The 12,573-nt window shown below is 43.8% G+C and carries 14 protein-coding genes and 1 riboswitch; of the genes, 6 read left to right on the plus strand and 8 right to left on the minus strand.

The genetic code is table 11. The features are described 5' to 3' along the window. Positions 1–157: 157 nt before the first annotated feature. On the minus strand, positions 158–814 hold the full coding sequence (gene ribB, locus MSG36_RS03725; RefSeq protein WP_017054827.1) for a 3,4-dihydroxy-2-butanone-4-phosphate synthase: 657 nt from the start codon (positions 812–814) through the stop codon (positions 158–160). Between the two features lie 186 nt (positions 815–1,000). Next, a riboswitch (FMN riboswitch) is annotated at positions 1,001–1,151 on the minus strand. A gap of 373 nt (positions 1,152–1,524) precedes the next feature. Here ribB and MSG36_RS03730 point away from each other — a divergent pair. Continuing rightward, positions 1,525–2,268 carry a phosphatase PAP2 family protein gene (locus MSG36_RS03730; protein ID WP_248366363.1) on the plus strand — a complete coding sequence of 248 codons (744 nt, stop codon included), beginning with the start codon at positions 1,525–1,527 and terminating at the stop codon, positions 2,266–2,268. Positions 2,269–2,296: 28 nt separating this feature from the next. Here MSG36_RS03730 and MSG36_RS03735 read toward each other — a convergent pair whose 3' ends face one another. The 3 genes from MSG36_RS03735 to MSG36_RS03745 all read right to left on the minus strand — a co-directional run bounded on the left by MSG36_RS03735 (position 2,297) and on the right by MSG36_RS03745 (position 4,900). Then, positions 2,297–2,659 carry an MmcQ/YjbR family DNA-binding protein gene (locus MSG36_RS03735; protein WP_248366365.1) on the minus strand — a complete coding sequence of 121 codons (363 nt, stop codon included), beginning with the start codon at positions 2,657–2,659 and terminating at the stop codon, positions 2,297–2,299. A 79-nt stretch (positions 2,660–2,738) separates the two neighbouring features. Further along, positions 2,739–3,464: a sulfite exporter TauE/SafE family protein gene (locus MSG36_RS03740; protein ID WP_248366367.1), complete on the minus strand. Its 726-nt coding sequence runs from the start codon at positions 3,462–3,464 to the stop codon at positions 2,739–2,741. Positions 3,465–3,688: 224 nt separating this feature from the next. Beyond that, on the minus strand, positions 3,689–4,900 hold the full coding sequence (locus MSG36_RS03745; RefSeq protein WP_048611602.1) for an MFS transporter: 1,212 nt from the start codon (positions 4,898–4,900) through the stop codon (positions 3,689–3,691). Between MSG36_RS03745 and MSG36_RS23890 the strand changes: the two genes are divergently transcribed. After that, positions 4,893–5,078, plus strand: a complete 186-nt coding sequence (locus MSG36_RS23890; protein ID WP_348983438.1) for a hypothetical protein — start codon at positions 4,893–4,895, stop codon at positions 5,076–5,078. The genes MSG36_RS03745 and MSG36_RS23890 overlap by 8 nt on opposite strands. 460 nt (positions 5,079–5,538) lie before the next feature. Further along, positions 5,539–6,153, plus strand: a complete 615-nt coding sequence (locus tag MSG36_RS03755) for a YitT family protein (protein ID WP_248366369.1) — start codon at positions 5,539–5,541, stop codon at positions 6,151–6,153. Positions 6,154–6,290: 137 nt separating this feature from the next. Here MSG36_RS03755 and sigZ read toward each other — a convergent pair whose 3' ends face one another. Next, on the minus strand, positions 6,291–6,890 hold the full coding sequence (gene sigZ / locus MSG36_RS03760) for an RNA polymerase sigma factor SigZ (RefSeq protein WP_248366371.1): 600 nt from the start codon (positions 6,888–6,890) through the stop codon (positions 6,291–6,293). Continuing rightward, the gene (locus tag MSG36_RS03765; RefSeq protein WP_004733042.1) at positions 6,874–7,170 is read right to left on the minus strand and encodes a metalloregulator ArsR/SmtB family transcription factor; all 297 of its coding nucleotides are present in this window, start codon (positions 7,168–7,170) and stop codon (positions 6,874–6,876) included. The genes sigZ and MSG36_RS03765 overlap by 17 nt, the downstream gene beginning before the upstream one ends. Positions 7,171–7,403: 233 nt before the next feature. Between MSG36_RS03765 and MSG36_RS03770 the strand changes: the two genes are divergently transcribed. Beyond that, positions 7,404–8,504, plus strand: coding sequence for a permease (locus MSG36_RS03770; RefSeq protein WP_048613118.1), 1,101 nt, complete (start codon positions 7,404–7,406; stop codon positions 8,502–8,504). A gap of 105 nt (positions 8,505–8,609) precedes the next feature. Here the strand turns inward: MSG36_RS03770 and MSG36_RS03775 are convergent, their stop codons facing one another. Then, complete coding sequence (locus tag MSG36_RS03775) at positions 8,610–9,812, minus strand: hypothetical protein (protein ID WP_052880362.1); 1,203 nt, start codon at positions 9,810–9,812, stop codon at positions 8,610–8,612. A gap of 382 nt (positions 9,813–10,194) precedes the next feature. Between MSG36_RS03775 and MSG36_RS03780 the strand changes: the two genes are divergently transcribed. Continuing rightward, positions 10,195–10,497, plus strand: a complete 303-nt coding sequence (locus tag MSG36_RS03780; RefSeq protein WP_050620037.1) for a hypothetical protein — start codon at positions 10,195–10,197, stop codon at positions 10,495–10,497. Between the two features lie 105 nt (positions 10,498–10,602). Here the strand turns inward: MSG36_RS03780 and trmY are convergent, their stop codons facing one another. After that, positions 10,603–11,202 (minus strand): tRNA (pseudouridine(54)-N(1))-methyltransferase TrmY, encoded by a 600-nt coding sequence (gene trmY / locus MSG36_RS03785; protein ID WP_050643762.1) that lies wholly within the window; start codon positions 11,200–11,202, stop codon positions 10,603–10,605. Between the two features lie 256 nt (positions 11,203–11,458). Between trmY and MSG36_RS03790 the strand changes: the two genes are divergently transcribed. After that, a complete protein-coding gene (locus MSG36_RS03790; protein WP_248366372.1) occupies positions 11,459–11,983 on the plus strand; it encodes a DUF3087 family protein in 525 nt (174 codons plus the stop codon). Positions 11,984–12,573 lie beyond the last annotated feature (590 nt).

Genomic DNA, 12,573 nt, shown 5'->3' on the forward strand with positions numbered 1-12,573 from the left:
TCGGTGGGGAGATGGAACTTAGATTTCAGTGTAGGAAATGAAGAAGGCCTCACCCTTTATATACTTTTAACTAGAAAAAGCAGTAAGAGTGAGGTCTTTCAATGTTCATTTCTGAGTTTCGTTAGCTTAAGTGCTAAGAAGCGTTTAGCACTAAACGTTACGCAAGCTTAAGATCGAACTCAGTGCGGTACATCACCATGTCTTCAATGGTCAGTACTGGCATGTTGTGTAGTTTACCGAAAGCAACGATCTCTGGCGCTTTTGCCATTGTGCCGTCTGGGTTGGTTACTTCACATAGTACGCCAGCTGATTGAAGACCAGCCATTTGCATAAGATCCACAGTACCTTCTGTGTGACCACGGCGAGCAAGTACACCACCTTTACGCGCGCGTAACGGGAATACGTGGCCAGGGCGAGCAAGGTCAGTAGGCTTAGCTGTTGGGTTGGCAGCTGTCTTGATCGTTGTTACACGGTCAGCGGCAGAAACACCTGTTGTTACGCCAACTTTTGCTTCGATAGTTACGGTAAACGCAGTTTGGTTTGCGCTGTTGTTATCAACAACCATAGGTGGAAGTTCAAGTTGGTTTGCTTGCTCGTCGGTTAGACACAAGCACACAATACCGCTGCATTCGCGGATCATAAGCGCCATTTGAGCATTGGTTAGGTGTTCTACTGAGTAGATGATGTCGCCTTCGTTTTCACGATCTTCATCGTCAAGTAGAAGTACGCCACGACCTTCGCGCAGAGCTTGCAGTGCGTTTTCAACGCGAGTGATTGGTTCGCCAAATTCGGCAAGTAGTGAAGACTGATTCATGGTTAAACTCCTAAAATATCACCAGAATCAGGGCTGTATGAGGGATCTCAACCGAGCACGACAAAGCCTACTCATTACAAGTCGACTTTAGCTCATTATGGTTTTATCCAAAACGAAATGCACCCGTCTGAGTTGGAGGCATCAACCCAATAGATAGGTGCGCCTTTCCAACTTAAACGAGTGTGTTTCCATTCTCTCTCATCCGGACTATAACCGTCGGCTCTGGCATCTCACCAGATCTGCTGACCTCGACGAATCGAGCGCTCGCGGGCTTATCTTTAGATTTTGCTAAGGACATACCGCCGGTGGGGAATTTCGCCCCGCCCTGAGAATAAAAATTAATAATTTGTTTTGCTTTGAAAGCAGACCAGATGGTAATCCTTTCGATAGTGGATTTAAAGGACTGACAGCAAAGTTTTTCAGATTCTGGCCTTATAATCCGGTAAGTGTTCACTTTATCGGCAGACCTTGGCGTGTGGTGTTTAGCCGAGCGCAGGTTATGTTTAGCGGGTTTTGATGTCTATATGTGCACAAGTGGATGGTCTGTATTATTGGTGATGAAGTGACAGTTCATCAGCTCAATACTTAAGAGGCCCTTTAATCGATTATTGTTACACCATGACGGCTTACTGACCGTTTTGACATAAAATTGATATTGGCGATGCTAAGCTGCGATAGCATCCGACCACTTTATCTCAAAGATCTTAGCCATGACTTCTCTGTTCTCTAACAAATCCAAAGGCTTATTACTGCTCGTTTTAAGCTTGTATTCTCTAGTGCCTTTTTTGATCTTTGGATCTGACTTCGACCTTGGAAGCGCGGTTCTGCCTTTCTACGGTGCTTTTATGACGTTCGTGACTTACTCGGCAGGTAATCAAGGGTTCTTGGTAACGCTCGCTGTTTTGTCTTTAGTCCTGCTCACGATGAAGTTTTCTAAAGCTAAGTTAGTCAGCCTTTGTCTGCAGCTCGGTATCTTGTTGGTGCTCAGCTTTGCAGCGAAGACCTTCTTAAAGCATTCAACAGAGAGCCCGCGTCCTTATTCTGAGTATTTGGTAACGCAGGAAGTGGTTGAAATGCCAGAGCTATTTTATGAGCTGCCTTTGGTAGAAAAGAATGCCGCGATTGAATCTGTGCAAGATAAGGTCAGCGAGTGGCGAACTCGTCATTGGCATGGCGAAACGGACTACTCTTTCCCATCTGGACACATGATCTTTGTCGGTGTGTGTTTGGCATTCTTTGGCGGATTGTTCCTAGAGGCGAAACGCTTTTACCTAGTCGGCGGTTTGTTGGTTTGGGCTGGTGGTGTCGCCTATAGCCGTGTTTGGCTTGGTATGCATCGACCTGAAGACTTGGCGGCGTCTATCGCCTTTGCGGGTTTAATTTATTTATTGGTGCCACTGATTCCAACGCAAAAGATAGAACCTTTATTGCCCAAGTTTTTAAGAAGTGCATAATTCTATATTTAACAAGCAGAGATTCTGGCTACTGATTGAGCCCGAGTTCTGCTTGTTTCTTTTTGGTAAGCCCCAAAGACACAATTCGGTGTGACTCCGTGAGGTAGTATCTCAGCTCCTCATCCCTTTCTGATGTGCTCTCAAAAAGCTGAATCCATTTCATGCCACGTGAAGCAAAGTAGGGGGCGGGTTTATAGCCCGGCTCTTCTTTGAGAAAGTCGAAATTCTGATCGGACGCCTTGAAGATAAAAGCAGGCTCATCTTTTGGTCCCCAACCACCAATCGCAAACACCTTGCCACCCATTTTCCAAACGTGAGAGTTATTCCACTGCATCACATAACTGGTTGCAGGCAGTGACTCGCAGAATGCATTGAATTCGTCGTAAGTCATAGAACGTCCTTTTATCTGTTGGGTGTTTGATCTGTGGTTTTTAAGATGCCTTTCTTCTTCTCGTTTTTATCGCTAATAACTAGCCAGCTAACCCCTGCCAGATTGCCGTAAAGCCACTGATAGAACATAGCAGTAAAGAACCGATACGTATTTTCTCTTTAGGGATGCTTTGTGTCGTCATCAATGCCACTTTATAGCCCAACCAAGCCGCAGGCAGCAAAGGGATGGTAATGATCAAATGGTGCATGGTGAAGAAGCCAATCGGGATCTGTACCAGTAACGAGATGATCGAACTAAACACGAAAAACGCAGAAAGGTTACCACGAAGCTGATTAGCGTCTTGGTGTTGCAGTAGCAGTGCCATCGGCGGACCACCAATACCCGAGCTGGTGCCAAAGAACCCAGAGAAGAAACCCGCAATACCCATCTTAGTTGGGGTTGGTTCGAGTCTAAAGGGCAGTAGGCTAACAATCACGGCAAATACTACCAATAAGCCCAACCATAGTGATAACACGCTCGTTGAAACCATAACCAACAAAGCACCACCTGCCAGTGACCCCGGAATACGGCCCAGCAATGCGATTTTTAATCCGCCAATCGAGATATTCGCTCGATGTTTAAAAGCGTTGAATAACGAGATAAACAGACCGATTAAACAGATAGGCGCAGGTACATAATCTGGAGAGACCAAAAACAGCAGTGGGGCTGCAACAATGGCCAAACCAAAGCCGATTGCGGTTTGCACAAACGAGCCGACAAAAATGAGTGTCATTGCGATAAGGACAGTCTGATCTATGTATTCCATAAGCCTGCGGATTAGTTTTAAAGGAGCGGGTGGATACTATAAATGAAAACCAAAAGAATAGTCTTATTATTCAGTGAGCTTTATGCCAGTTTCGCTAGTTATAATTTCTATTATAACGACCAACAAAAAAGCGAGTGAGTATCTCAGGATGCTTCCTTTCAATACTCACTCGCTTTATTGGAACGACTTGTTGTTTACGCTAGTGGGGGAGTCAGCATAAAACGTTAAGCCATTGCCAATTTCAGTCGCTCAATTGGCTTGTCATTGATTGGTAAATGGATAAGTGCTGCTGCAAATGCCAGTACCACCGTTGACCACCAGATTGGCTCGTAAGAACCGTAGTAATCGTAAATACGACCGCCAACCCAAGCGCCTAAGAAGCTACCCACTTGGTGAGTAAAGAACACTAAACCGTACAACGTCGATAGGTAACGAGCACCGAAGATCTGACGAACTAAGCCAGAAGTTAGCGGAACCGTACCCAACCAACAAAAACCAATGGCTGCACCGAAGATAGCCGCGGTTGACTCAGTAACAGGCAAAGTGACAAACGCACCGATAACTACGGTACGCACTAAGTACAGTGCCGACATTACATGACGCTTGCTGAACTTATCGCCCATCACACCCCAGAAGTAAGACCCGAAGATGTTGAAGATGCCAACGTAAGCCAGTGCCATCGCCGCGCTGCTAGCGGGTAGGTCTTTGTCTGCTAAATAGCTCGGTAAGTGTGTTGCGATAAACATTACGTGGAAACCGCACACGAAGAAGCCCGCGTGAATCAACCAGTAACCTTTGTGAGCAAACGCTTCAGACAGTGCTTCTTTGAGTGTTTGGTTCTCTTCAGCTTGCGCTTGTTTGTTTGAGGCTGCTTTAGGCGCTCGCATGAACAGCGCAAAAGAGATCATCAAACAACACAGTACGCCAAACACTTGCATCGCACTTTGCCAATCAAACTCGTTCAGCATGTATTGTGCGCCCGGAATTACCGCGAACATACCAAATGAACCTGCAGCCGTGGTCAAGCCAAACGCCTTAGCCGCGTGCTCTGCTGGTACAACTTTCGCCACTGCACCAAGCACGATCACATAACTTGTCGCACTTAAGCCAAGGCCAACGAGTGCACCCAATGAAACGTAAAGCATGCTCGATTCGGTAGAAATTGAGGTAAGAAGTAAACCCAAACCGTAAGCACATGCACCCGCGATAATGATGCGTCTTGCTCCCCATTTGTCAGCTGCCATACCAACAAAAGGTTGGAACACGCCGAACAATAGGTTTTGTAGCGCAATCGCAAAGCTGAAAAACTCGCGACCTGTACCGAAATGCTCTGAAATTGGCATCATAAAAATGCCGAATGATTGTCTGATCCCTAGACTGATAATAAGTGTGCCTATCCCAAGCCATACCAGTAAAGGAAAACGGAAAATGCTCATTCTAATACTCTTAATTAATGGTGGTGATGTGAGTGGTCTTGCGCTGACATGTGTTGGTCAGTCATCTCATGGTGATGTTCGTGCCCAGAATGCTCATGCGCTGATTGCTGGTGGCAGCCACTGCTCACGGCATGCTGAGCCAAGAGATCAATCAATGGCTGACTGTGATGCACAATAACCAAACTAATGACGAGAAATAGCGTCATTCTGGCCAATTGGGCAAAAAGAGATTGTGAAAACATACGGTGTTGACATGCGCTCAATGTTGTAAGAAGTCGCGCATCATAGTGATGAGTAGGTTATGTATCAAATGACCATTTGTGATGTAGTCTATGCGTTTTATGCATAGATTATCGCTTGATTGGAATTGGGACAAAACGTGTTCAATAAATAAGAAAACTTGAAGCTCGTTGGTTAATACAAACAACTATCTAATTAAGAATGAAAGCCTAAATTCAGGTTTATAACTATATGTTTAATAGCAGTTTTCACAAAGCTGTAAAAACTAATATACAAACTAATCACTAAGCAACATTGATCGTTCACTCGACTTATCTGTCAAACATCGTAAATTTGGGCATAAATCGTTTCAAGACTACTGAAACGCGATGTTAAAAGATTCAGGGAGAGTCATTCACATGGATAAAGATCATAACCTTCGCGAAAACTTACTGGCACTGATCTTAGGTAGCGCACTGGTTTCACTCGGCGTTATCTTTTTCAACCAAGTCGGTTTGCTCACCGGAGGCACGGCTGGTCTAGCGATCTTCATTACCAAAGTAACAGATTTGAGCTTTGGCCAAGTGTTCTTCGCACTTAACTTACCTTTCTATATTTTGTCGGTTGCTCGTATGGGCAGGCGCTTCACCATCAATACGTTTATCGCTGTTTCGATTGTTTCGTTCGCTGTGGATCACTTGTATCACGTGATTCAAATTGCCGAAATTCATGCATTGTATGCAGCTTTACTTGGTGGTGGCTTGATTGGTACCGGCATGCTGGTGATTTTCCGTCACAAGATGAGCTTAGGTGGCTTCAACATTCTGGCGTTGTTCTTACAAGAACGTTTTGGAATTCGAGCAGGTAAGGTTCAGATGGCATTAGACTGCACGATTGTTGTGCTTTCTCTGTTCATTGTTGATGTGTCATTGGTTCTTCTATCTGTGCTTGGTGCGATAGTCACCAACTTGATTCTAGCAATGAATCATAAACCGGGGCGCTATCAACCTGTGGTAAAAGCGGAAGCAGCATAGTTCGGTTCGCTCAAGCACCCGATTCGCTTAAGCTCTAGATTTGCTCAAGTAAAGAGTGATTTACAGGTTCTGAAAACAACAAAGCCAGCATCAATTGCTGGCTTTGTTCTATTGAAATAACGGATTCGATGTAGCGATTAACACTTGCCGCAGCTGGCGTTCGGCTTAAGCTCGCAATCAATCACGTTGCCTTGTTGATCAAGGGACAAGTTACAACACTCTTCAAACAGGTTCTTAAGATCAGCACGGCTTTTTTGCACGCGAGATTTTACCGTTGAGTAGCTGACGTTCTGCGCTTCTGCGATCTCTTTTTGGCTTTGGCCTTTAATGTCGACGGCAAGCAGTAGCGATGAACTTTGTCCTGGCAGTGCCTGAATAAAAGGTTCAATACACAATGAAAGCTTCTGCTTAAATTCAGAGTCGTGGTCTAAATCGTTAAACCACAGATCTTCAGCATCAATTTGGCTATCGCGTTGTTGGCGTGCATGCTTACGGTAGAAGTCGATAATGGTGTTGTTGGCTAACTGGAACAGCCAAGCCTTAACACTGCTCGCATTTTGTACCTTATCTAAGTTCTGATAGGTCTTAATCAAGATATCTTGGAGCAAGTCGTCTACATCCGCAGAGTTGTTGACCTTTGAATGCAGGAATGACTTTAATGCTTGCTGATACTCGGCCCAGACTTGTTCGAGCTTCAAAGGTGCCCCGTTCAAATGTGCATCAGTTGCACTGTTCATTTACGCAACACTCGTCTTGTAAGAAATCAATCACACCTTCTAAGCACTCATACTCCGCCACGCAGAATAGAGTTCTTCCTTCTCGTCTTTGGCTAATTAGGCCAGCAGACGCCAAGCTTGATATGTGGTGAGACAAGGTAGAACCGGGAATGCCTAGCTCTTCTTGTAGGCCGCCAACTGCAATGCCTTGGTAGCCAGCTTTAACGACACTCTTATAAATGGTTAGGCGAATAGGGTGCCCCAACTCTTTAAGTGCTTTCGCAACGACTTCTAAGTTCATATTAACTCCTCAAGATTTAATTTCGATGTTAGTCGAAATGTATGTCGAATTCAAATTTAAAAACGGTGTCTGTGTAAGTCATTGAAAAACTGTGTTTTCGAAAATCATTTCGATTTTTATCGAAATAAAGCTTGATCTGGAACTGTTTATTTCTATAATTCGAGAATATTCGAAATTAAGGGTTGGTTACTTTTCTCATAGAGCCCGACCTTCAATCCAGTTTGGAGTTAATTATGAGCAATGAAATGTTAACAATGCTAAAAGACGCACTTGATATGTTCGCTTTTTTAGCAGTAGAGCTAATTATCCTTTTCTTAGCGATCAGCTACATTGTTGGGATTCTTCAAGAGTTCCTTACACCAGAAAAGATTCAATCTATCCTGAGCTCACGTAATGGTAAGGGCTATGTGGTTGCAGCACTATTGGGCGCAATTACGCCTTTCTGTTCATGTTCGACCATTCCTTTCCTAAAAGGATTGCTGCGTGCAAGAGCGGGTTTCGGCCCAATGATGGTGTTCCTGTTCGGTAGCCCACTATTGAACCCAGTGATCATTGGTTTGTTTGTGATTACCTTCGGTTGGCAAGTTGCTGTGTTCTACTTCCTTGTAGCAATGACGGTATCTGTAGTGGCTGGTTACGCACTTGAGAAGCTTGGCTTTGAGCGTTACGTAAAACCTGAAGCGTATGAATCAACAGGTTCAGCTTCAAGCTGTGGCACTAGCTGTGGTGACTCTGCTCCTAAGAAAGCAGCACCGGCTAAAGCGGAATCTTCATGTGGTACAAGTGCATGTGGTGAACCTGCACCCGTAATGGCGAAAGAGACATCTTGCTGCGATTCGAAAAAAGAAGAGCCACAAGTAACGGTTTCATGCTGTTCAGCGGATGGAAGCGCAACAGCTGAAATCGTAGAGAAGAAAGAACCTAGCCGTTGGATGAGAATTTGGTTCTCAACTTGGAAAGACTTTAAACAAGTTTTCCCTTACCTAATGATGGGTATCGCGATTGGTTCATTCATCTACGGCTTCATTCCTACAGACCTAATTGCACAGTACGCTGGTGAAGGTATGTGGTATGCGATTCCAGTAGCAGCCGTGATTGGTATTCCACTGTACATTCGTGCTGAAGCGGTAATCCCACTAAGTGCAGCTTTAGTACAGAAAGGTATGGCGTTGGGTTCAGTAATGGCATTGATTATTGGTAGTGCAGGTGCAAGTTTGACGGAAGTTATCCTGCTTAAATCAATCTTCAAGAACCAAATGATTGCAGCATTCCTATTCGTTATCCTAAGCATGGCGATGGGTGCAGGCTTCCTATACAGCTTCATCTTTGGTTAATCAGGCTTGATTCTGAGATAACACCATCGATACCAAGAGATAGATAATAAAAAGAGCTCACTTAGTTGAGCTCTTTTTTGTTTAACTGCTTATCAAATAGGAATATCAGACTGGGCTTGGTAGTGCGGCAGAAGTACCGTGCGCAGCGAAAGCATTGGTAGCTAACACATCGCAGTGGTGTCGATTAATTGCATCGCCGTAGTTGTTGGTTATGCCAGGAAACTGAAAACGATACATTGGAATACCATAACGGCGTTCTCTCTGCTGGCCGATTCTATCTTTACTTGTCCATAGTAGTCGGTTCTTAGCTGTGTAAGTCATACCGTGCATTTTATTGAAATACTCTTCATGACTGCGCATTTGCTCGTACAGTTCGATAATGCGTTGTCGAGAGAAGTTCAATGTCGTACTTGGTTTAAGCTGCGTGCCCCAACCGGTTAATACCTTTTCCATGAAATCTCTTGTCACCAGTCCTGGGCCGGTAAGTAATCCCGCGCCTTTGCTTCCGCCGGAAGTATTCGCATTCCCTACCAAAGTGCCGTGTCGGCCGGGCATGTAGGTGGTGTAATATTGAGTAGAAGGGGATAAGCGAGGCATTCTCGCCTTGAAAGCCAATGAACGTTCGTCTTCAGCAAAAACACACACGATCTGTTTGACGTTTTTGCCCAGTAATTTGTAATCCTTGAATGCGTTCATTCCGCCGGGCACAGGGTCACACGCAAAGATGTTGACGGGAATATGGCTGAGCTTGGGATCTTTGAGCATTCGGTTCGCCAATTCAAAGCAACTCACACCACCACGGCTCCAACCTACGATGTTAACTTGGCTAATGGGCTTGGTTTGGCGTTCAATCGCTATGTTCTGTTGGCGAGCCGCGATACCTTGTTTTAGATCGGCTGCCAGTGCTTGTGAGTCTTTCAACCAATCCTGATATTTTTGGTTGGTTGCGAAAGGCCAAGCTGATTTTTCTGGGCGAGATTCACTGAGCAGGCCTTTAGCTCGCTTCATGTAGTCATTCTTATCTTGTTGGCTTCCGCGCAAGATATTCAGCACATGGCGCATGTTGCTGTCGATACCTTTGCCTAGCAACGTTCCCTTAACTCCGGAGTACGTGTCATCTTTGCCTTGCTTCAACCATTCGTTTTGATTCCCACTGCCGACGCCATCCACTTGGATGTAGTCAATCATGTCTCTGCCAGTCGTATTCTTCGCTAACGTAGAAATCAACTCACCTGAAACATAGTTTTTATGATTGTTGTCTTCTGAGTTTGATCCTGTACCACAGAAGAATACGGTAAAAATTGACATATATTCCCTTAAAATAATTCACCGAAATTATCGGAAGTATAACTGTAGAATCATAAGCTTGGAGCGGAATCTCCATTAATTGGTAAAGGTCAGACCAACAACGGGCAGAAATGGAACGAAGCGCAAGTTTTATAAATTGCATGCTTTGTGGTTTTTTGGAGATGTTGAGATGGGTTACGACCGTCAAGAAATATCAATCTAAGTGTCACAATACTCATCGTTATTTTGTCTAGTATCAAACAGCAGGCTGATTTTGCCCTAGCGCTAAAATCTAATGCCTACACTTTGTATAAATACGTGCTGTCTAAGGGTTACAACCTAAGGAGCAGGTAATTTATAACAGATCGCTTTCGAGCTTAGATTAAGGTTGATAGGAGGGAGTATGTTCGCAATACACAGGGAGTATGAGTTACAGAATCAGCAGCATTTTCATGCACACATTCAAGTAAAGCCAACAGGGAATCTAGAGTTTGAAATTTTAGAGTCTCATGAACACCACGATACGGATTTTAGTCATTTATCGTTTGAGACTGAACAAGGGAACACCAAAGTGCTTGGGCGAGATGAAAGTGGTCAACAGACGGATTGGCAACTTTTACTGGCAGAGGAAGATGCAAAAGAACTTAATCACTTGGTGGTTTTGGTGTCTGAGCAGTATGAGACGTTAATGCGAGACCTGATGTGACGAGGCAAGTTTGCAATAAGTTGAGCAAAGCAAATATCGGTAATCCAAAAATCAAAAGCCCGGCTAATAACCGGGCTTTGCTAATTATGGCTGTGTCTCGTCGGGCTAGAAACCGCGAATGTCCAGCTCATTATTGATCAACACAACACACTGAGAAGCAAACAGCATGTTCGGGCCTAAGCTGATCTTTTCTGTCCCTAAGCGCTTTAAGCTGTTGTAGCTTTTCTTCGGCATAGGGATGTGGTCAGTCAGAAGGAAACATGGGTTTTCAGCAATCTCCGCATCACGGATAAAGTCACCTTTCTTATCCATCATGTATAGCTGGTGGTCTTCAGCCAGTTCTTTGACTAGTTTTTCAAAGCTCATAGTGCGAACGATGATTCCCGGTTCAACCTGACGAGTCTGCTCTTTGGTCATACCTTGAGAAGCATCAACCGCTCTTACTACCGCTGATAACAATGCCGATTCATGAAAGCCACCAATGTTGGTGATCTCATTTGAATCGAAAGTGATCGTACGTGAGAAGTCTTTAGTACTTTCTAATACAAGGTGCACGGTGACATTCTCACGATGAGATTGAGCGACGAAGATCGTGTTCATAAGAGTATGAGCCAGAATCTCAGTATGAGCGTCTTGCCCAACACCTTCTAAGATAAGTTTGCTCTCTGTAGGGGCTGCGCGAGCGCGTAATACAAATGAACGCATGGAATGTACCTTGTCAGTATGTGATAAAGCGAAACGGACTTTATCAACATGAATTGATGAATAACCAAAATTGTGGCGGTATGTAACTCTTTTCTATTAATGAAGTCAAATGGAGTTGCACTTAGCACCAACCCGCGAACTTTGAGTATTAAATAGAGAGTGACCACATTACAAGACGGTAAGGGTTGAAGCGACCCAATGTTTACATAGATAGTATGCGCAAAGTTATAAAGTGACTTACATAAGGAAGCTGTCGGTGAAGTTACAGAAGATTAATAAAGAAGAATATAGAAAGAAGATGAACCTGTTGTTGGTCTCGTTAGTTGGGTCACTTGCATTGTTTGCCATTGTATTTGGCAGCATTCTGATCGAATTGTTTGGCTCGGCGACTTCAATTACTGGTGAATCGACAGGGAACTTTCATTTGAACGTACTTGGGGTGATTTTATCTGTCGCTTTGAATGCGTTTATCGCAAGCCGAGTGAAAGGGCATGAGTATTTCAAAGAAGCGCTTTATGTTTGGAACCTCAAACAAATCCACAATCAAATCTATCGTAAACTCAAGCGCATTCAGCCAAAAGCGGAACAAGGCGACCGAGATGCGCTGACCATTCTTTACTTCTATTACACTACGCAAAAACAGGTATACGACCTAGACAACAATACTTTGACGATAAAAACGGTTCAGCAGTCGCTAGATAACATCGTAGAGCTGAGTGATAAATGGAGTATTGAACTAGATATAGAGGCATTTTCGAAAGATTTAATCGCGAAATTTTAAGTGATATGCCTGTAATTGTATGAGCTTTGACCTGTGAAAGAGGCTTTTGACGTAAAAGTAGACACTTAAGCAACTTTTTTGAATTTTTATCAAAAAAGGGGTTGCCATGTTTTCGATGATCTCTATAATGCCGCCTCACTGACACGGCAGACGCCACAAGGCTTCAGCGGTAATCAGTAAGACGGAAAGTTCGAAACAAATTAATTTAAAAAAGTGTTTGACACTTAAGATTAAATCGCTAGAATTCACGTCCGCTTTCAAGGGTTTCTTTGTAAAAAGAAAGTTTTGATAAGCAAAGCTCTTTAACAATTTAAACCTATCAATCTGTGTGGGCACTCGTTGATGAATATCAAAACGTTATTACTTAGGTAATAGCAGTTACTTCGGTAACAAAATTGATTTCAATGAACTGAGTGACCAATACGTTTAACTACTTGTAGTTATTCGGCACAGTCAATTCATTACCATTCTGTTGGAATGGTAATAGCTTTAGAATTACATGTTCATGTTTACATGAATATTAGTTTTGAAGTCAGTATTCGTTGAGTCACAAAATCTTAAATTGAAGAGTTTGATCATGGCTCAGATTG

This window comes from Vibrio sp. 1CM8B, from assembly GCF_023161685.1.
Taxonomy (GTDB): Bacteria; Pseudomonadota; Gammaproteobacteria; order Enterobacterales; family Vibrionaceae; genus Vibrio; species Vibrio coralliirubri.